General features: G+C 37.8%; 17 protein-coding genes. 10 read left to right on the forward strand and 7 right to left on the reverse strand.

What is annotated here, in order from left to right; genetic code table 11:
- Positions 1 to 50 precede the first annotated feature (50 nt).
- Positions 51 to 404: a DUF779 domain-containing protein gene (locus tag M1D60_RS06685; protein WP_456278389.1), complete on the reverse strand. Its 354-nt coding sequence runs from the start codon at positions 402 to 404 to the stop codon at positions 51 to 53.
- Between the two features lie 3 nt (positions 405 to 407).
- Positions 408 to 1928, reverse strand: coding sequence for an aldehyde dehydrogenase (gene adh / locus M1D60_RS06690; protein WP_456278390.1), 1521 nt, complete (start codon positions 1926 to 1928; stop codon positions 408 to 410).
- 217 nt (positions 1929 to 2145) lie between these two features.
- Between adh and M1D60_RS06695 the strand changes: the two genes are divergently transcribed.
- The 6 genes from M1D60_RS06695 (at position 2146) to M1D60_RS06720 (ending at position 7708) form a co-directional block, all read left to right on the forward strand.
- Positions 2146 to 2613 carry a chemotaxis protein CheW gene (locus tag M1D60_RS06695; protein WP_456278391.1) on the forward strand — a complete coding sequence of 156 codons (468 nt, stop codon included), beginning with the start codon at positions 2146 to 2148 and terminating at the stop codon, positions 2611 to 2613.
- Positions 2614 to 2822: 209 nt separating this feature from the next.
- Positions 2823 to 4073, forward strand: coding sequence for a DNA polymerase IV (locus M1D60_RS06700; RefSeq protein WP_456279372.1), 1251 nt, complete (start codon positions 2823 to 2825; stop codon positions 4071 to 4073).
- Positions 4074 to 4087: 14 nt separating this feature from the next.
- A complete protein-coding gene (gene rnz, locus M1D60_RS06705; protein ID WP_456278392.1) occupies positions 4088 to 5026 on the forward strand; it encodes a ribonuclease Z in 939 nt (312 codons plus the stop codon).
- Between the two features lie 204 nt (positions 5027 to 5230).
- Complete coding sequence (locus M1D60_RS06710; protein ID WP_456278393.1) at positions 5231 to 5554, forward strand: hypothetical protein; 324 nt, start codon at positions 5231 to 5233, stop codon at positions 5552 to 5554.
- Between the two features lie 784 nt (positions 5555 to 6338).
- Positions 6339 to 7373 carry a methyl-accepting chemotaxis protein gene (locus M1D60_RS06715; protein WP_456279373.1) on the forward strand — a complete coding sequence of 345 codons (1035 nt, stop codon included), beginning with the start codon at positions 6339 to 6341 and terminating at the stop codon, positions 7371 to 7373.
- 173 nt (positions 7374 to 7546) lie between these two features.
- A complete protein-coding gene (locus M1D60_RS06720) occupies positions 7547 to 7708 on the forward strand; it encodes a hypothetical protein (protein WP_456278394.1) in 162 nt (53 codons plus the stop codon).
- A gap of 547 nt (positions 7709 to 8255) precedes the next feature.
- On the opposite strand, the gene M1D60_RS06725 is transcribed toward M1D60_RS06720, so the two are convergent.
- From M1D60_RS06725 to M1D60_RS06735, 3 genes are all read right to left on the reverse strand, one after another.
- Positions 8256 to 8705: a PaaI family thioesterase gene (locus tag M1D60_RS06725; RefSeq protein WP_456278395.1), complete on the reverse strand. Its 450-nt coding sequence runs from the start codon at positions 8703 to 8705 to the stop codon at positions 8256 to 8258.
- A gap of 212 nt (positions 8706 to 8917) precedes the next feature.
- Positions 8918 to 9313, reverse strand: a complete 396-nt coding sequence (locus M1D60_RS06730; RefSeq protein WP_456278396.1) for a secondary thiamine-phosphate synthase enzyme YjbQ — start codon at positions 9311 to 9313, stop codon at positions 8918 to 8920.
- Between the two features lie 20 nt (positions 9314 to 9333).
- Entirely contained in the window at positions 9334 to 10413 is a 1080-nt protein-coding gene (locus M1D60_RS06735; RefSeq protein WP_456278397.1) for a M42 family metallopeptidase, read from the reverse strand.
- Positions 10414 to 10718: 305 nt separating this feature from the next.
- Here M1D60_RS06735 and M1D60_RS06740 point away from each other — a divergent pair, with 305 nt between their 5' ends.
- The gene (locus M1D60_RS06740; protein ID WP_456278398.1) at positions 10719 to 11162 is read left to right on the forward strand and encodes a GNAT family N-acetyltransferase; all 444 of its coding nucleotides are present in this window, start codon (positions 10719 to 10721) and stop codon (positions 11160 to 11162) included.
- Between the two features lie 435 nt (positions 11163 to 11597).
- Entirely contained in the window at positions 11598 to 14657 is a 3060-nt protein-coding gene (locus M1D60_RS06745; RefSeq protein WP_456278399.1) for an efflux RND transporter permease subunit, read from the forward strand.
- Positions 14658 to 14971: 314 nt separating this feature from the next.
- Here M1D60_RS06745 and M1D60_RS06750 read toward each other — a convergent pair whose 3' ends face one another.
- Positions 14972 to 15583 carry a LysE/ArgO family amino acid transporter gene (locus tag M1D60_RS06750; RefSeq protein ID WP_456278400.1) on the reverse strand — a complete coding sequence of 204 codons (612 nt, stop codon included), beginning with the start codon at positions 15581 to 15583 and terminating at the stop codon, positions 14972 to 14974.
- Positions 15584 to 15653: 70 nt separating this feature from the next.
- Positions 15654 to 16670: an NADPH dehydrogenase NamA gene (gene namA, locus M1D60_RS06755; RefSeq protein WP_456278401.1), complete on the reverse strand. Its 1017-nt coding sequence runs from the start codon at positions 16668 to 16670 to the stop codon at positions 15654 to 15656.
- Between the two features lie 130 nt (positions 16671 to 16800).
- Here namA and M1D60_RS06760 point away from each other — a divergent pair, with 130 nt between their 5' ends.
- Both M1D60_RS06760 and M1D60_RS06765 read left to right on the forward strand, forming a co-directional pair.
- Positions 16801 to 18462 (forward strand): M20/M25/M40 family metallo-hydrolase, encoded by a 1662-nt coding sequence (locus M1D60_RS06760; protein ID WP_456278402.1) that lies wholly within the window; start codon positions 16801 to 16803, stop codon positions 18460 to 18462.
- 89 nt (positions 18463 to 18551) lie between these two features.
- Positions 18552 to 19577 (forward strand): DUF3231 family protein, encoded by a 1026-nt coding sequence (locus M1D60_RS06765; RefSeq protein ID WP_456279374.1) that lies wholly within the window; start codon positions 18552 to 18554, stop codon positions 19575 to 19577.
- Positions 19578 to 19615: the final 38 nt, after the last annotated feature.

The following is a 19615-nucleotide window of genomic DNA, read 5'->3' on the forward strand; positions in this document are numbered from 1 at the left end:
AAAACTGATGCGCTCAAGTGTTTCTACACTCGGTGCATCAGTTTTTTATATTATTTTAGAGAGTTACGTTCTTCCACTGTAAACACTCTTGATCTAGTTAGAAACCTTACACCTTCTGGACCTTCTAAGGAAAACATGCCACCTCTACCCGGAACTACATCAATGATTAATTGTGTGTGTTTCCAGTATTCATATTGAGCCTTACTCATATAAAAAGGGGTTTCACTTATAAATCCTAGCAATACGTCAGCATCACCAATTAAAAAGTCATCTTTTGGATAGCACATCGGAGAGCTACCGTCACAGCAGCCTCCTGATTGATGAAACAGTAAATCTCCATGAATGGACCGTAAATGCTGGATGAGCTGGACTGCCTTGTCGGTTGCGGTTACTTTTTCGACCATTTATTAAAAGAATCCTAATTTTTGTGGGCTATAGCTGACAAGTAAATTCTTTGTTTGTTGATAATGACTTAACATCATTTTATGGTTTTCACGACCAATTCCGGATGATTTATATCCACCAAAGGCAGCATGAGCAGGGTAGGCATGATAGCAATTTGTCCACACGCGCCCAGCCTGAATTTCACGTCCAAATCGATAGGCAGTGTTGACATCTCTAGTCCACACTCCAGCGCCTAATCCATATAGCGTATCATTGGCAATAGCAAGAGCTTCAGCTGGATCTTTGAAAGTTGTAACAGATACAACTGGTCCAAAGATTTCTTCTTGGAAGATTCGCATATTGTTGTTACCCTTAAAAACAGTAGGCTTAACGTAATATCCCCCTTCGAGATCTCCAGCTAAATAGTTTCTTTCTCCTCCGGCAAGAACCTCTGCACCCTCTTGCTTACCGATTTCAAAGTAAGAGAGGATTTTTTCAAGTTGTTCTGTAGAAGCTTGTGCTCCAATCATCGTGTCTGTATCTAATGGATTTCCTTGCTTAATCTGAGCAACTCGAGCGAGCGCTTTTTCCATAAAACGATCATAAATGTTTTCGTGAATTAACGCACGAGAAGGACAAGTACAAACCTCACCTTGGTTTAAAGCAAACATAACAAAGCCTTCAACCGCTTTATCTAAGAAATCATCATCTTGTGCCATTACATCTTCAAAGAAGATATTAGGTGATTTTCCACCAAGCTCTAATGTAACAGGAATAAGATTTTGCGAAGCATATTGCATAATTAAACGTCCAGTTGTTGTTTCACCAGTAAAGGCTACTTTTGCTACTCGGCTGCTCGATGCCAGAGGTTTACCAGCTTCAACACCAAACCCATTAACAATATTCACAACTCCTGGAGGAAGTAAATCCTCAATTAACTCCATTAAGACTAAAATTGAAGTAGGAGTTTGTTCTGCCGGTTTTAAGACCACACAGTTACCAGCAGCAAGTGCAGGTGCAAGCTTCCAAACAGCCATTAATATAGGGAAATTCCAAGGGATAATTTGTCCAACTACACCTAGTGGCTCGTGGTAATGATAGGCTACTGTATCCTGATCGATTTCTGATAAAGCCCCCTCCTGAGCACGAACTGTCCCTGCAAAGTAGCGGAAATGATCTACTGCCAGTGGTAGATCAGCAGCAAGTGTTTCACGGACTGGTTTTCCATTATCCCATGTTTCTGCAACAGCAAGTAATTCTAAATTTTGCTCGATTCTATCAGCAATTTTATTTAATATATTGGCTCTTTCTGTTACCGAAGTACGCCCCCAAGCACCCTTTGCTTCATGTGCTGCATCTAATGCTAGTTCAATGTCAGCTGATGAAGAACGGGCCACTTCGCAAAATGCTTTCCCAGTTACGGGTGTCACATTTTCAAAGTATTGTCCGTTTACTGGTGGTGTCCATTTTCCACCAATAAAGTTTTCATAACGACTCTTAAAATTAACCTTAGCTCCATCTTGACCTGGCTGAGTATAAATCATGTACATTCCTCCTCTTTCTAAATAGGTGCATTGGTGTATATAAACTATGTATAGTAAAGATGTATGCGATTTCATAGATTTGAGAACATAAAAGTGAATTTTTTTTGACACATGAAGTGAGCGGGTTCATAGAAAAATTGGAACCTCTACAAAATCCGACATACGTATAGTATAATAGGTGTAAAGACAGCTAGAGATAAATGATGGAGGTCGTACTATGACAGAAAAGCTTACACTCGATAAAGTGGTCGTATTTCAAACTAAGGAAGAAGAATACGGGATCCCGATTCAGTTTGTTGTGTCAATCGAAAAGTTGCAACCACTCACAGCTGTACCGAATATGCCAGAATATATGAATGGTGTCACAACAATCCGTGGTGAAGTTACCCCAATTCTGGACGCAAGTCAGATTTTATATGGAAAGAAATCAGAACAAACAGATCAAACTAGAATGATCATCCTAAACACTGAAAACGTTTCTTTTGGTTTAATAGTAGATGACGCAAAGGAAATTATTAATATCCCAGAAAACTCTGTCCAGCAACTTAACATGATGGCATCTCTTCAAAACTCATTTTTGATGGGAGTTGCTAATTTAGAAGGTAGATTATTGACTCTAATCGAACCGTCTAAGTTAATGAATTCGTTAGAAGATATGGTAGAGGTAAATAAGCAGTTAAACTAGACCCTTTGTTGGGTCTTTTTTTATGCTCTATTCGTAAAGCTGTTTTCATATAGTTTGTTAGAAATTCCAAAAGCCCGATTTTTACCTAAGTATCAATATGTTGCTGTATGTATTAATCTCTCTTGCTGCTACTCTTTTTCTTATTTGCTTTACTCCTTTAAAAGGGCTTATGATAATGGTAATAAATAAGGGTAATTAAAGGTGTTATGATGAAACAAATGTATCCTAAAAAAGGTCGAGTGATTCTTCATGTTGATATGAATAGCTTTTATGCTTCAGTGGAGATTGCGCATGATCCCTCTCTGTCTGGAAAGCCGCTGGCTATTGCTGGTAATCCAGAGGAGCGAAGAGGGATTATCGTTACCTGCAGCTATGAAGCAAGAGCTTTAGGAATAAAAACGACAATGCCGTTATGGGAGGCAAAACGGATTTGTCCTCAATTAATAGTTAAAACTCCTAATTTTGATCGTTATCGTAGTGCTTCACTAGCTATGTTTGAGTATCTTCGCAGTTATACAGATATGGTCCAGCCTGTTTCAATTGATGAAGGGTATATGGATATCACTGACTGTTTTGAACAAGGTACGCCTCTCGAACTTGCTCGAAGAATTCAATTAGAACTAAAAGAAAACTATAAACTACCCTGTTCGATTGGGGTTGCTCCTAATAAATTTCTTGCTAAGATGGCATCCGATATGAAGAAGCCACTTGGTATAACTGTACTAAGAAAACGTGATGTGAAAGAAAAGCTATGGCCTCTTCCTGTTGCAGAGATGCATGGGGTTGGGAATAAAACGGCAGAGAAATTAAAGCCCTTTAATATCATGACAATTGGAGATTTAGCAGAAGCCGATGTCAGGCAGCTAAAAGGATTACTTGGAATTAATGGAGAGCGTCTTAAATCTAGAGCTAACGGAATCGATGATCGTCCTGTAGATCCAGATGCTATATATGAATTCAAGAGTATTGGCAATTCAACTACATTAAGGTCAGACACAACTGATGAACAAGAAATATTCACTGTCTTACAACGCTTATCAGAATCTGTATCAAGAAGGTTAAAAAGAAAAGAGTCCTTAGCGAGGACCATTCAATTAACCATTCGTTACCACGACCGGAAGACGATAACACGTAGTAAAAAAGTGGGGAATCCGATAGTAGAATCGAAGGATATACTATTGGTGATTCAGCAACTTTGGAAAAAACATTGGAATGAGGAACCCGTCCGTTTACTAGGGATTACCACTCAGGACTTACTTGAAAAAAACGAAGCCTATAAACAGTTAGATATATTTACATACCAAGAAGATGCCAAAAAGGAACCATTGTTTCAAACGATTGAAAAGCTACAAACTAAATTTGGGCAAAACGTAATAAAAAGGGGATTACCATCTAAAACTGAAGAACCTAAAAGCAAGGGGACCAGTTTTAATAAGGATTTTTTACAAGATGATCGTTAGGGAGTGTTACCTGAATGGAATTAATATTTTTAGGAACAGGAGCAGGGATACCAGCAAAGGAACGAAATGTGACTTCTATTGCTTTACAGCTCCTCGAAGAACGAGGTGTGACTTGGTTATTTGATTGCGGGGAGGCTACTCAGCACCAAATACTTCATACGTCCATACGGCCTCGTCGAATTGAAAAAATATTTATTACTCACTTACATGGAGATCATATATATGGTTTACCAGGGCTACTCGGAAGTCGTTCCTTTCAAGGTGGAGAAACTCCGTTAACAATATACGGACCCACTGGGTTAAGGGAGTTTGTAGAGGTCACGATCAAGATTAGTCGTACTCATCTACGGTACCCAATTGAAGTGATTGAAATTGAGGAAGGCATTCTGTTTGAAGACCATCAATTTATTGTAGAGGCAAAGCAACTAGAACACGGAATCCCGAGTTTTGGTTATCGAATTCAAGAAAAGGAATTACCAGGTACTTTACTTGTAGATAAATTGAAAAAAGAATGCATTCCAGAAGGACCACATTTTAAACAACTTAAGCTTGGTGAAACAATTACTCTTTCTGATGGTAGAGTGATAGACGGTAAAGAGTTTATTGGTGAACCAATTCCAGGGAGAGTTATTACGGTTTTAGGTGACACCAGGTATTGTGAACAAAGCGTGGAGCTTGCCAAGAATGCGGATGTCCTTATTCACGAAGCTACCTTTAGTCAAGAGGAAACAGGACTTGCTTATGATTATTTTCATTCCTCTACTCTCCAAGCTGCTACTGTTGCTAAAAGGGCAAACGTTGATAAGCTTTTATTAACCCATATCAGCTCTCGTTATCAAAAGGAAGATATTGACTCTTTAGTGGATGAAGCTAAACAAGTGTTCTCAAATGTTGATATAGCTTATGACTTCTTCTCCTTTCCTATTAATCGAAAGGGGAAAGGGTCAAGATGAAAACGATTTTGTAGTTAGACATTGTAAAGTTACGGGGGACAGGAACCAGATGCTGAATTAACGAAGGAGTCAAGGATCCCTGTAGAATAGCATCGTTTCTGTCCAATTATCCCATTGGAGCTATAAGATCAAAGCCCTTATAAACGCGCACTCGAAACACGAAAAAGAACTTTTAGGAAAATATAAGGCAGGTGACTAGATAAGATGCCAATTCAACATATTACAAAAAAGAGAACCGGAAAAGCAAATAAGCGTAAGAAAGCTGAAGATACAAAAATAGTAGCAATTAGAGCAATGAGAGCAACTTTTTTTCTATTAATAGGCTTGATAATCGTTTTTGTTTATTTCCTTTACGAGAATGGTAGTCTTATAGAACATCTTAGTAATTTAAATATTCCAGGGCTTTTCTCAGCAGGTTTAACAGCAATCATTACCCACCCCATTATTATCTTCTTTTTCTTAATTTATGGTGTGGTATTGCTATGGATAGGTTATCGTGTGGGTCAAAAGAGATCTAAAAAGCAATAGGAAGAATTCAGAAAACTCATTGACAGTCTAGTGCGAAAGTATGATAATTAATCTAATATTGTAGAAATATATCGAAAATTGTAGCAAACAGCAAGAGTTTTCCACACCATTCCATCAATGAGGAGAGTTAACTTGTATGAAAAGCTTAAAATGGAACATCTTATTTTCTTTTGGAATTATTTTAGTTATTCTTACCGTCGTGTCAATCGGGACTAATGCAATGATTGTTAATTACAATCAAAAAGTAGAAGAAATGATAGAAGTAGAGTCTAAACTGCTAGTAAATAATGTGAAACTTAGCGGTAATATTCAAGAGAGAATTGGTTTAATTCGTGGATATGTACTATTTGAAGACCAAGAATATCTAGACCAATTCATTGCAGTTTCTGAAGAAAGTAAATTACTTGAAGAGGAGCTGCTAAAGAAAGTAAACTCAGAGGAAGCTACTAAACTCGTTGAAATGAGTGGTGAGTTGGTGGCAATGATTGATGAAAAGCTAGTGAAGCAGGTTGAGTCAGGTAGTGCAAGCTTTGCATTGTCTGTATTACGTCAGCATGTAACTCCGCTTGGAAGAGAAATTGCAGGAGGTTTTACAGTACTAGCGGATGAAAGAGAAGCCAAAATAGAAGCTTTAACTGATGAGCTAATAACCTTTGGAAATACACTTATCATCATTAATTTTATTTTAGCAGGAGCAGGGATTTTATTAGGTGTTTTAGTTGCCTTATTTATGGCAAGAAGGATCACTCTTCCAATCCTACAAGTGACTGATCGTATGCAAAAGATGGCTGAAGGTGATTTCAGTCAGGCTGAATTAAAAACGAAGGCGAAAAATGAACTTGGAATATTAGTAACCTCTGTAAACCAACTAGTTTATAAGTTAAGAGGTCTAATTGGACAAGTCGAAGAGTCAACCTATCAATTAACAGCAGCTAGTGAAGAGTTATCAGCAAGCTCTGAACAAAGCACGAGAGCAGCTGAACAAGTTTCAGCAATGGCACAATCTGCAGCTGAAGGAGCAAATAACCAATTAGCAAGCTCTGAAGATGTATTAGCTTCGATGCAACAGTTATCTGCAGGCTTGACCCAAGTATCGCAAAACGGTAGAGAAATGAATGGTCTCACGAAAGAAGCATTAACCGCTACGACTAGTGGTTCTAGTAAGGTAACAATGGTTGTAGACCAAATGAATCAAATTCAGAGCTCTGTAAGAGAAACATCAACTAGAATTTCCAAGCTAGGTGATTTGTCTGGTGAAATTAGTAGCATTTTAGAGCTAATCACGTCAATTTCTGACCAAACGAATTTATTAGCATTAAATGCAGCAATTGAAGCAGCACGTGCAGGTGAGCATGGAAAAGGCTTTGCTGTGGTAGCAGATGAGGTTCGTAAACTTGCAGAAGAGTCTCGTAAATCTGCAGAACAAATTACAAAAATGATTCACGAAATTCAACAGGAAACAGGACAAGCTGTTTCCTCAATGAAGGATGGTCAAGAAAGAGTAGAAAAAGGAATTACCTTCACACATGATGTATCTGAAGCGTTCCAATCGATCCAACAATTAAATGAAAAGGTCTCAAGCACTGTTACCGAAGTGGCATCAGCCATTGAACAGATGACTACGGTAAGTGGCCAAGTACTTTCATCCGTAACAGAGGTTTCAGAGATTGCTAAGGAAAGTGCAAGATTTAGTGAAGAAAGTTCCGCTGCAAACGAAGAACAACTAGCAACAATGGAAGAAGTAACAGCATCTGCTGCTTCTCTTGCTCAGTTAGCAGAAGAACTAAATCGCAATTTGAGTAAATTTAAAACGAAGTAAAGACCATATAAATTAAGAGGTACAAATCGAGTTTCGATGAGTACCTCTTTTTTATTTATCCTGAATTAACGATTTTGCAGGATATATTTTCCTTATCCAGAATACTATTATGGGAGTCATCTTTTTAGGAGAAAGACTGTTTGTAAGTCTTCTAATCGGTTAGGGGGTTGATTATGGTTTTCGGAATCATGTTATTTATATTAATTTCATTGTGGTCTATTACGACGACATTAGAAAAGTTGACCGATAAAGTGTTGGAAAGACAAGACAAACGGAATCAATTACTAGAAGAAATAAATAAAAAGCTAGATATAACGATCTCGAATAAGGAATGAATGCCAGCTCCCAAAAAGTAGGAGTGGTAAAGAAAGGTGTGTACAATGAAGTCTTTTCTAGTAATAAGTAATATCATTTTTTGTGGTTTAATTACATTTTTCATATCGTTATTTTTTGCAGAAGGTGCAATAGGTGAAAATTATACGGACAAAAGATTTGTAGCACCCCAATTCTTCTTAATTTTACCAATATGGATGTTAGGGTTGATGTTAGTTTGGAGGTCTTTTACAAAAGTGAAAGTAGAAAATACTTCATATATAAAGATTATACTCATTAACTTTTTGCTTTGGACATCCATTCCTATTGGGTTTATTTTCTCTTCTCTCTTTCTGTAAGAAAGCTGTTTTAGCCGGGATTGCGATATACTTTGCCGTAGAAGCATCATTTGATTTAAGGACTTCACTCCAAGATGCGAGATATTATTATCTAATACTCACTAAATAGATTTCATAGACCACTGTTAAAAGGGCACAAATTAATTTTAAGGCTGAAAAGTAGGTTTACATTTCAATTTAAAAAAGGCCGAATGGCCAATAAAAATAGTTACTACTTGTTTTGGTTAGGTAGGACATAGAATGTTGCTGAAACAGTAGATAGGGGTAAGCCTTCCTTTGTTTTAACCTCACAGTCGATGAAAATAATTGTCTTTCCTTTTTGCCTAAACCTCGCTTCAGCCACAACGGTTCCTTCTTGAACAGATTTTAAATATTGAGTTTTTAGCTCAAGAGCTACAAATGGTGAATCAAGATACTTAAAGCAAAGGTGACCCATACATGTATCTGCTAAGTAAGTAATAAATCCTCCATGAATAAAGCGCAACGGACCAAGCATGATCTCGTGAAGGGGTACCTCCATCGTACACACTTCATTTTCATCATCATAATCAAATGTAAAGTTAAAAAGCTTAAACAGAAATAACTCTTCAGGCTTCATTTGATGAGCTTTAATGGCATCTTTTGTACGTTCTAATAATGCTTTTTCTTCAAGGGAATCCATTAGTTTACCTCCTTGTACTGAAAATTCTGTTATTTTTTTATTGTACTAATTAGCTTGCATAATTACAATGAAAAGGGTTTCGAAAATAATAAAAGCCAGCTTTTTTTGCTGGCTTACTCATTGATCAAAATGAAGGTTGCTCACTTATAAACTGGTTCTTCATCCTAACTAAAAAAATCCCAAAAGAAACAAGTTTTCGAATAGAGCTTAAACTATAGTACTTTTATGTAGAAATTTCGCTGGCGCGGACCGTCAAACTCACAAAAATAAATGCCTTGCCACATTCCTAACAGTAACTTGCCACCTGTTACAATTACTTGCTGTGAAACCCCTACCGTGCTAGCTTTCATATGAGCAGCAGTATTACCCTCAGCATGACGGTCATGCTTATTGATCCACGGGTACACTTCGTCAAAACGACGTAGCATATCCCTTTTTACGTCTGGATCTGCATTTTCGTTGATGGTGATTCCAGCTGTAGTGTGGGGACAATAAACCACCACTACACCTTCTTGAATGTTCTTCTCTCGGATAAAGCCATGTACAATTTCTGTCACTTCAAGCATTTCATCTCGCTTGTTAGTTTGCAGAGTTAATTTCTTAAGCATCTTTTCTTCCTTTCCTACATTTAAATAAAACCAAGTTCTCCCCAGTTTTCATTATCCGTAATTATTCTTTTAAGTAACAAAAAGCCTAGTTCAAAATCTCGTAAATGAGCAACCTCTACTGGGGAATGTGAATACCGTCTAGCAAATGTGATGGCACCAGCAAGAACTCCCTCTCTTTCTAAATGGACAGCAGCTAAGTCCGTTGTTGCACCTGTCATAACCGCTAGCTGATAAGGTATATCCAATTCATTAGCATAACGTATTAGTAATTTCTTAAATTGAGGTGACATTAGGTTACCCCTTACAGAACCGCCAGCTAGTGCAGGGAATACTGGTCCTCTACCAATCCCAACTGGATATCCACTGTTTAAGCTGTCTGGAGTATCAGCACAAGGAATGGTATCTAATACGATTGCAAAATCAGGATTTACTTTATAAGTTGCTATCTTGGCACCACGTAACCCCACTTCTTCTTGAACGGCAATCACGCCAACCAGAGTTCCAGCGAAATCCTTCCCTCCATGTAATGCTTTAAATAATTGAAGTAATAATACACAGCAAGAACGGTTATCGATTGCTTTTCCACAAATTAAGTCTGGGTTTGTAAACTGTTCTATTTCACTTACATATGTAATTTGGTCTCCAATTTGAATCCCAATATTATGTATTTCTTCTTTTGAAGTAGCACCAACATCAACATACAGTTCGTAAATGGATGGAATTCGCGTTCGTTCCTCTGGAGTTTGAAGGTGTCCTGCCTTTACTCCAACTACTCCAAAATGGCCATTCACATTTACTTTACGACCAATTAACAAGGATTCAATCATTCCACCGGTACGTTCAATTCTAATAAAACCTCTCTCATCAATATCACGAACCACACACCCAATTTCATCCGAGTGGGCAGAAACCATAACAGTTGGTCCAGGTTTATTGCCTTTCATATATGCATAAAGATTTCCCATATGGTCAACCTCTACTGAATCTGCATAGGGTGAAAAAAGCTCTACCAGTGCCTTAACAACATTCATTTCTTGACCAGGTGCGCCCTGAATCGCTGCTAGTGATTGTAGCTGTTCTAAAAATTCCGACTTTTCCATTCGTATTTCTCCTTTCTGTTCTGCGTTTCCTATTTATCATATCATATTGAGGTATTTAACATAAAAAGCTCTTCTTCTTAAAGCGTTTTACAAAAGTGAAATATGCTTCATCGCCTTACCAAGGAAAGTAAGTAACGAAAGTCTTTAACTAATTCCTATAAAGCCTGTTTTATAAATCAGAGATGATGTCGAAAATTATTCAATATAAGAAGGAGAATCATCACTTCATAGCTAATTAAACTATGAATGTCCTTTACAAGATAGGTTTGTGAACGGCATTAAATCTTACTAATGAGGTGCATTTTTTGAATTTATCCCTAAAAAGCATTAATCGAGATAACTGGGAGGACGCCATCGCGTTATCAGTAACCGAGGAACAAAAGAGTTATATGGCATCAAATTTGTACTCTATTGCAGAGGTTCAGTTTTTAGAGAATTTCCAAGCAATGGGTGTCTATTTAGATGAATTACTGATTGGCTTTACGCTGTTTGGTATCGATCCTGATGATGGGAACTACTGGATCTATCGTCTCATGATTGATAAGGAATACCAGGGCAACGGCTATGGAAAGAAAGCAGTAGAGCTGGTTATTTCAAAAATTAAAGAAATGAATACAACAAATAATTCCCTCATTATGATTGGGTATCATCCGTTAAATATTGGTGCTAAAGTAACCTATGAGAAGGCTGGTTTCGTTGAAACGGAAATGGCACCATGGGGTGAACAGCTAGCCAACTATAATCTATAAACATTGTTTGAGGAAAGTGAGAACCAACAGAAAAATGATGTTTTAATGGAGTTAAAGAAAGATTTGACTCAGGAGCAGGTAGAGGAATTTAAGGATGAGTTACTTCAGCTAGTAGATAAATGGTTTGAAAGAAAGAAAGTTAATGGTGAAACCAATTTATAGCCTTTCACTTTTTCAATGTTTCCTGTTAAAAAGCCCAAATGATTAAGGGCTTTTTATTTTATATTTATTGTCAATAAAAATTGACTCCTAAGAATCCCGTTCATACAATCTATTTAATTATTTGAACGTGCTAGTTCCAATTAAATCTACAAATGTTAAATTTATGTAAAAATAGTATTATTTTACCATTTTTGAGTTATAATAACTTCTTGTGTGAGATTTTAAAATTGTTAGGTTTATAGATTTAGGTTAATTGGAACTGGAGGAGTTTTTTTGAATTTATTGAAGTTTATTGTTGAACGTAAAATTTTAATTGGATTATTGGTAGTATTGGTTTTAGTTGTCGGTAGCTTTTCACTTACTAAGTTAGATAAGGAGCTAATGCCACCGATTGTGTTTGATGCTGCTTATGTAAGTGTGAATGCTGGAGAAATGGCGGCGATTGAGGTTGAGCGTACGATTACAACTCCATTAGAACAGAAGATTTTGGGGATTGATGGAGTAGAAGGAGTAACGTCAACAACAAATATTGGTCGGAGCTCTCTACAGGTAATCATCGAAAGTGGTCGTGGGGATGATGTGACAAAAGAGATTCAGACAGTAGTGACCACAGCCACATCTAATTTGCCAGGTGTGAAGGACGTTGTCGCAGACCAAGCGGGAACGACGCAAAGCTATGACTTCTTCATGGACCTATCAGCTGGAGATATGGAAGAAATCACGGCTTTCGGTAAGGAAGTTCTAGAGCCAAGGCTAGAGGAGCTTCCAGAAGTTAATGATGTATTGCTTTCTGGGTTTCAAGAAAATGAAGTAACCATTGAATTTTCTCGAGAAAAAGTGATCGAAAAAGGCATCGATATTATGCAGGTAGTCGGGATTATTCAACAGGGGAATAGTGAAGCAACTGTTGGAGAATTAAGCAGTGAAGAGGATGCCCCATCATTGCGTTGGAATACGTTACTTACAAATGTTGAGGACATAAACAACTTAAAAATTCCGAGTTCTACAGGTGTAATTAGCCTAGATGAAATTGCAGAGGTTACCATTCAACCATTAGAAAATTCTAATTTCGTTTGGAAAAATGGTACAAAGGACTTTATTTTCGTTCAAATAGGCCGAGTGTCTGACGCTACTCAAATTGAAATGGCAGAGGCCGTACGAGAAGAACTAAAGAATATACGTGAAGAAGGTCTAGTAGACGGGTTTGAGCTTAATGAAATGGTGGCTCAAGCCGATTACGTAAAAGATTCTATTGATGGTGTTACTAGTAATATCCTAATCGGCGGTCTTATTGCGGTTGTGATTTTACTATTATTTTTACGAAATATAAGAGCTACCATCATTGTAGGTCTTTCCATTCCGACATCGGTGTTATTGACGTTTACTGCAATGTGGTTGTTTGGATATAGCTTTAATATTTTAACATTGATTGGACTTGGGCTTGGAATCGGGATGATGGTTGACTCATCGATTGTTATCTTAGAATCAATCTATCGGAAGAAAGAACAAGGTATTTCAAATTTTCAGGCTGTCATTGATGGGACCAAAGAAGTTGCAACAGCGGTTATTTCATCGATGCTAACAACCATTGTAGTCTTCCTACCAATTGGATTACTTGGTGGTGAAATGGGTCAATTTATGATCATGCTTTCTGCAGTAGTAGCCATCACTTTAATTGCTTCTGTAGTTGTAGCATTTACGCTCATTCCATCTCTGTCAGAGAATTTCTTAAAGCTTGGTAAGAAAAAGGTTAAAAAAGAAGGTCCTCTATTACGCGGATATAGTAAAACTGTTGCATGGGCAGTGAAGAAAAAGCGTTATAGCTTCGCAGTGATCGGAATCTTTTTCTTAATGTTTGTCGGTTCTTTAGCGTTTGTAACGAAAATACCGATGACTATTATGCCAGATGTCTTAAATCGTTATCAGGAACTAATGGTTACCGTTGAAACAGGCTTGTCTCTAGAAGAAAAAGAAGAGGTTGTTGCCGAAATTAATGAAACCCTTGCTTCGATAAAAGATGTGGAGTCAAACTATGTCATGGATAATGGGAACATGCTATATACCGTTATTAATATGACAAAGGGTGATGATATTACAAGAGAGCAGAAAGAAGTAAATGATGAAATATTTAGTTCATTGCGAAAGCTACAAGATACTCTTCCAGTCAAGAGTGTAGTGGGTGCAATGTCTGCTGGGGGCGGTTCACCTGTTCAAGTTAATATTAAAGGTGAAAATTTTGAAGAGCTACAAGCAATTGGTCAAGACTTTATTAGTGAACTAGAGCAAATTGAAGGAATCGTCGGTGTCACGAATTCAATTGAACGTACATCGATTCAAGAAGTCATTGAATTAGATGAACAAGCAATTGAGGATGCAGGACTATCGAAGATGCAAATTAAACAATTTATTGAAACGAGCTTCTTACAAATGCCAGTCGGAGAGGTAACCATTGATGAAGAAAGTCTTGCAATGGTTGTCCAATGGGATGAGAAGATTGACAGCAAAGGAAGTCTTCTTGATTTATCAATTCCAACACCAACTGGTGAAAAAGAACTTTCCACCTTTATTTCTTTAGTGAGTGTGGATACACCAAATGAAATAACACATGTGGATGGTGAGCGTCTAATTACGATTACGGCAGATATTGAAGGACGTGATTTAGGAGCGATCAACCGAGATGTACAAAAGCTAATTCAAAACTTCGAAGCTTCACCAGGCTATTCAGTGGAGGTGGCTGGAGATTTAGAAGAACAACAAAAACTAATGCAAGAAATGCTGATGGTTTTAGGAATTGCCATCTTCCTTGTATACTTAGTGATGGCAGTTCAGTTTAATAGCCTGACACATCCGCTTGTTGTTATGTCAGTCATTCCAATGACAATCGTCGGAGTCATTTTGGGGCTTCTCCTTACACAACGGGAGCTAAGCATCATGTCAGGTATGGGTGTTGTCATGTTAATTGGAATTGTCTTAAATAATGCGATCCTATTAATCGATCGTACCAATCAATTGCGAAAAGAAGGGTACCGTGTAGAGGAAGCGTTGGTGGAGGCTGGGAAAAACCGTGTTCGTCCAATCTTTATGACCACCTTAACAACTGTAGGTGGAATGGTTCCACTGGCGCTTGCTTCAGGGACATCTGGTAATTACCAGGCTCCAATGGCTACAGTTATTATCTCAGGTTTGATGTTTGCAACATTAATTACGTTATTGTTAATTCCATCTGTATATCGCCTTTTTGATTCATTCGGAAAAGGGATTTCAACATTAGGTGGAAAACGACGTAAAAAGTCTCCTAAAGAAGAAAAAGCAGTAACTGAAGCTGCAAGCTAAGTCTATAAGAAAAAGTAATTATATGCATATATGCTTTAAGGCGGTGACTCTAGTGGTCCCGCTTTATTTTAATCAATGATTTATTTTGGGTATTTTCGTAAAGTTTTTCTTATTTTTTTAGCCAAGATTCTCTAGCAGAGTTGATTGTAGTGAAAGGACGCGAGACTCCTGCGGGAGCAGCGTGTCAGGTGAGACCCCGCAGGCGCATGCCGAGGAGGCTCACCGCACGCCCCGCGGAAAGCGAGTGTCCTGTAACGAAAATCAACACCAGATTTTAACATAGTTTTAAACATACCAAATTAAAAGTTATCGAGCTAGAATAATAAATCGAAAGCTAGTAAACCAGCTATCACCCAAATGATTATGGCTGATATGCGGTTTATATTTCGTTGTAGAGACTGACTTGAGTCAAGTTTGCCTGTTAGTCTTCCTATGTAGGCTAATAGGAAAAACCAAAGCCATGATACGGCGATACATCCTATTGTAAATAAATATTTATCCCCACCACTATAAGCTAATGAACTAGTGCCTATTACTCCAATTGTATCTAGGATGGCGTGAGGATTTAACAAGGAAACAGACAACGCGAAGCTGATTTGTTTCTTAGGTGATAAAGGTTGTTGGTTTTCTGTTAATTTTTGTTGAGTCGTGGAGCGCCAAATGGTCCAGCCCATGTAAAGTAGAAAAAGGATTCCGAGACAGATCAGAACACTTTTAAGCCATACAATTTTAAAGATTAATAGTGATACACCTGAAATGGCTAAAATGATTAATAGACTGTCACATAAAGCCGCGGTTAAGATAACAGGCAACACTCTTATATAAGTAGGCTGCGAAGCCCCTTGATTAAATATAAATACATTTTGAACACCCAAAGGTAAAATAAGTCCTATTGCTAATAGGGCACCATGAAATAATGCTATCATGCGATCATCTCCGTTATGTATAGGTAGATTTTAAAAGAACCGAAGTAATGTACTTCGGTTCTCCAAAACGTTACCAGCCACGATCATATTGTTTAGGTGGTTCGATTGAAACACCAAGCTGATTTGCGGCGGTTCTTGGCCAGTAAGGATCTCTTAATAGCTCGCGTGCTAAAAATACTAGATCTCCACGATTATTTTGTAAAATCTCTTCGGCTTGATTCCCTGTTGTAATGAGGCCAACTACACCAGTTGGGATATTTGCTCCATTTTTAATCGTTTCTGAAAATCCGATTTGATAACCAGGGAATACATTAATTGGGGCTGGTACAACAGCACCGGAGCTTACATCGACAAGGTCTACACCTTGTTCCTTCATCCATTTTGCATATGTAACATAATCCTCAGGGGTTAACCCGTCAGGATGGTAGTCATGTGCTGACACTCTGACAAATAGCGGGCCATCCCATACTTGTTTGACTCCATCAATGATTTCACGGAGGAATTGATAGCGTCTTTCTTGATTCCCACCATATTGATCGGTTCTCTTATTAGTAAGCGGTGATAGGAACTCATTAATTAAATATCCATGTGCACCATGAAGCTCTATGATATCAAAGCCAGCTTGTTTAGCTCGGTTAACACCAGCTTTGAATGCCTGAACGGTTTCTCTGATGTCATCTATTGACATTTCCTTTGGTGTTTTCATTTTTTCATTAAAAGCAACTGAAGAAGGAGCAAGGATTTCTCCATCGACTGTGGCCTTTCGACCGGCATGAGCAATTTGTATGGAGGTAGCTGCACCTTGTTCCTTCATCATATCTACTAATTTAGCTAGCCCTGGAATATGCTCATCATTCCAAATGCCTAGATCGCCACTCGAAATTCGACCTTGTGGTGTAACAGCAGTTGCCTCCACCATAATTAAGCCTACCCCACCAACAGCACGGCTTACATAGTGAGTGTAATGCCAATTTTGTACCATTCCATCTTGATCATGTGAGGAATACATACACATGGGAGACATAACAATTCGATTTTTAAGGGTAACATTTTTTATTTGATAAGGACTAAATAATTTTGCTTCCATCTAGGCTCTCCTTTACTAATTGCTATTTTTCTCCATTCATTATATCACTGCGAATTTTAATCACATAGTTAACTGCTCATAAAGAGTGGTATACTATCTTTGAAAATTTGTCGAGAGAAAGGTGTAGGATATGCTAAAGTGGCAGTCAAAAGAACAATTAGTACAGTTGCTATCTACATTAGTTAAGATGCCTAGTGTAACCGGCTCTGCTCAAGAAGTGGAAATGGCCAAGTTAATCCATTCTGAGCTCCAAGGTCTCACTTATTTCCAGGAAAATACTGACCATCTGAAGTTACATCCAATCAGTGATGGTCGTTTGTTTGTAACAGCACTAGTTAAAAAGCCGAATGTCAAGAAAACAGTTATTCTTCTAAGTCACTTTGATGTGGTGGAAGTCGGGGATTATGGAAGTTTTAAGGATTTAGCCTTCCAACCACAAACCCTTACGAATGAATATAAAAAATATAAACATCTCTTCTCAAAAGCAGTTCAAGAAGATATTGAAAGTGAAGATTGGTTATTTGGAAGAGGAAGTATGGATATGAAAGCAGGTCTTACTTTACAGATGTCCATGATTGAGAGAGCAATTGATGGTGAATTTGATGGAAATCTCCTTCTATTATCCGTTCCTGACGAAGAAGTGAATTCAGCAGGTATGATTGGTGCAATCCCAGCATTGGTAAACCTGGCATCTACATATGACCTTACGTACACAGCCTGTCTAAATTCGGAACCGATGTTTTCGAAATACCCAGGTGATGACAATTTTTATATGTACACAGGCTCGATCGGAAAGATCCTTCCAGGATTTTTTTGCGCTGGCAAGGAAACTCATGTAGGCGAACCATTCTCAGGCTTAAATGCGAATCTTATGGTATCAGAATTAACAAAGACTTTGGAGCTTAATACAGAGTTTTGTGAGGTAGTAGATGGAGAAGTAACTCCACCACCAACTAGTCTTTTGCAAAGGGATTTAAAAGAAGAGTATTCGGTGCAAATACCGCATACTGCAGTTACCTTATATAACGTACTTTTTATGAAGCGGTCGCTGAACGAACTAACCAGTTTATTAATGGAGCAAGTAAAAACGGCGGTCCACAACATTGAACAGCATTACAAAAAGCACGTAGAGCAATATCGAAAGCTAGAGTCTTTTACTGAAACAGATATAAAGGTGAATGTTTATACTTATGACCAGCTCCTCCAGCTAGCAATTAACAAGCACGGTAGGGAAGAGGTTGAAAAACGCCAAAGGGATGTAATCGCGAGTCGCTTGAATGAAGATGACCGCGAATTTTCGATTAGGATGCTCCAGGAATTAACGGCTCTTTGTAAGGAAGCTTCGCCAATGATCGTGTTATTCTATTGTCCACCCTATTATCCGTCAGTTTTATCGAGTGATGATGCGGTTGTATCATCAACTAAAGAAGAACTATTATCCTATGCAAAAGAAAAATATGATATTGAATTAAAACCGCTTCATTATTTTTCAGGTCTTTCTGATTTAAGTTTTGTTGGATTGCGGGAAACAAAGGAGGAACTGCATCCTTTTCTATTGAATATGCCATTGTTCAATAAAGGCTATGATCTTCCATTAGAAGAGCTCGAAAAACTACAAGTTCCTGTTTTAAATGTTGGTCCTTTTGGAAAGGATGCACATCAATGGACAGAGCGACTGCATGTCCCAATCAGCTTTGGCATCTTTCCAGATCTGATTTCGAAAACAATTAAAATATGTTTAGATAAGGGGCGCAGAGTTAACGACAACAATAGAAATCGCGAAAAGATGTAGTAAAAATGAATCATTTTACTGTATTACAAATATTCCCAAACAAAGTAGGGAAGGATACTCTCATGATATGTTTTGGGGGTAATCTGTTGATGCAAAATAAAGAAATGAAGGAACATAGTATAAAATTAACTTCTGCCGAATTAGGAGTGCTGTGGTCCTCCTATATGGCTGAAAGTGCTACCATACCTGTCCTTACTTATTTTAATGAAATCGTTGAGGATTTGGAGATAAAAAAAGTGATTAGCTTCGCTCTAGAGAAATCAAAAGAACATCTAGTCACTCTGACAGATCTTTTTAAAAAGGAAAACTATCCAGTCCCGATTGGCTTTTCAGAGGCTGATGTGAACCTTCAAGCACCGAGACTTTATTCTGATACGTATATGCTTTATTTTATCCGAAATTTAGGGAAAGCAGGATTAGCTGCTGATGGGGTGGCCTATTCAATGGCTGCTAGAAAAGATATCCGAGAACTATATCGTCATTATATAGATGAAGCCACTTCCGTAGAGGACTTTGCTAAGGAAGTAATGCTTTCCAAGGGGGTATTTATTAGGCCACCTTATATCGCTACACCAAATGAGCCGAATTTTGTAGAAAAGGGCAGTTTTTTAAAAGGATGGTTTGGTGAAAGAAGAACACTATTAGCAACTGAAATTGCCCATATCTATTTGAATTATACGAATAATGCATATGGTAAATCCTTATTGCTAGGTTTCACTCAAACAGTTGAATCTAAAGAGATTAAGAGTTACTTTGAAAGAGGAATTGAGCTAGCTCGTTCGATCATGGAAACCCTTCGTATCCTTTTAGAAGAAAGTACATTGCCATCCCCAATGACTTGGGATACGGAAGTGAATGAATCGACGATCGCTCCTTTTTCTGATAAATTAATGCTTTTTCATGTAAATACATTAAATTCCATTGGCCTTGGAAACGTAGGGGGGTCTCTGGCTTTAAGTATGAGAAGAGATTTATCCGCCAAATACATAAGCATCCTGAAGGAAATCGCCATGTATGCAGAAGATGGTGCTAATTTAATGATTAAACATGGCTGGTTTGAACGTCCACCGCAGGCAATTGATCGAGAACATTTAAGTAAAGAGAATAACCAGTGAATTAATAAGGAAGTCTTGGAATATAAAAAAAATTGAAT

The sequence above is a fragment of the Bacillus sp. AK128 genome, assembly GCF_053903075.1.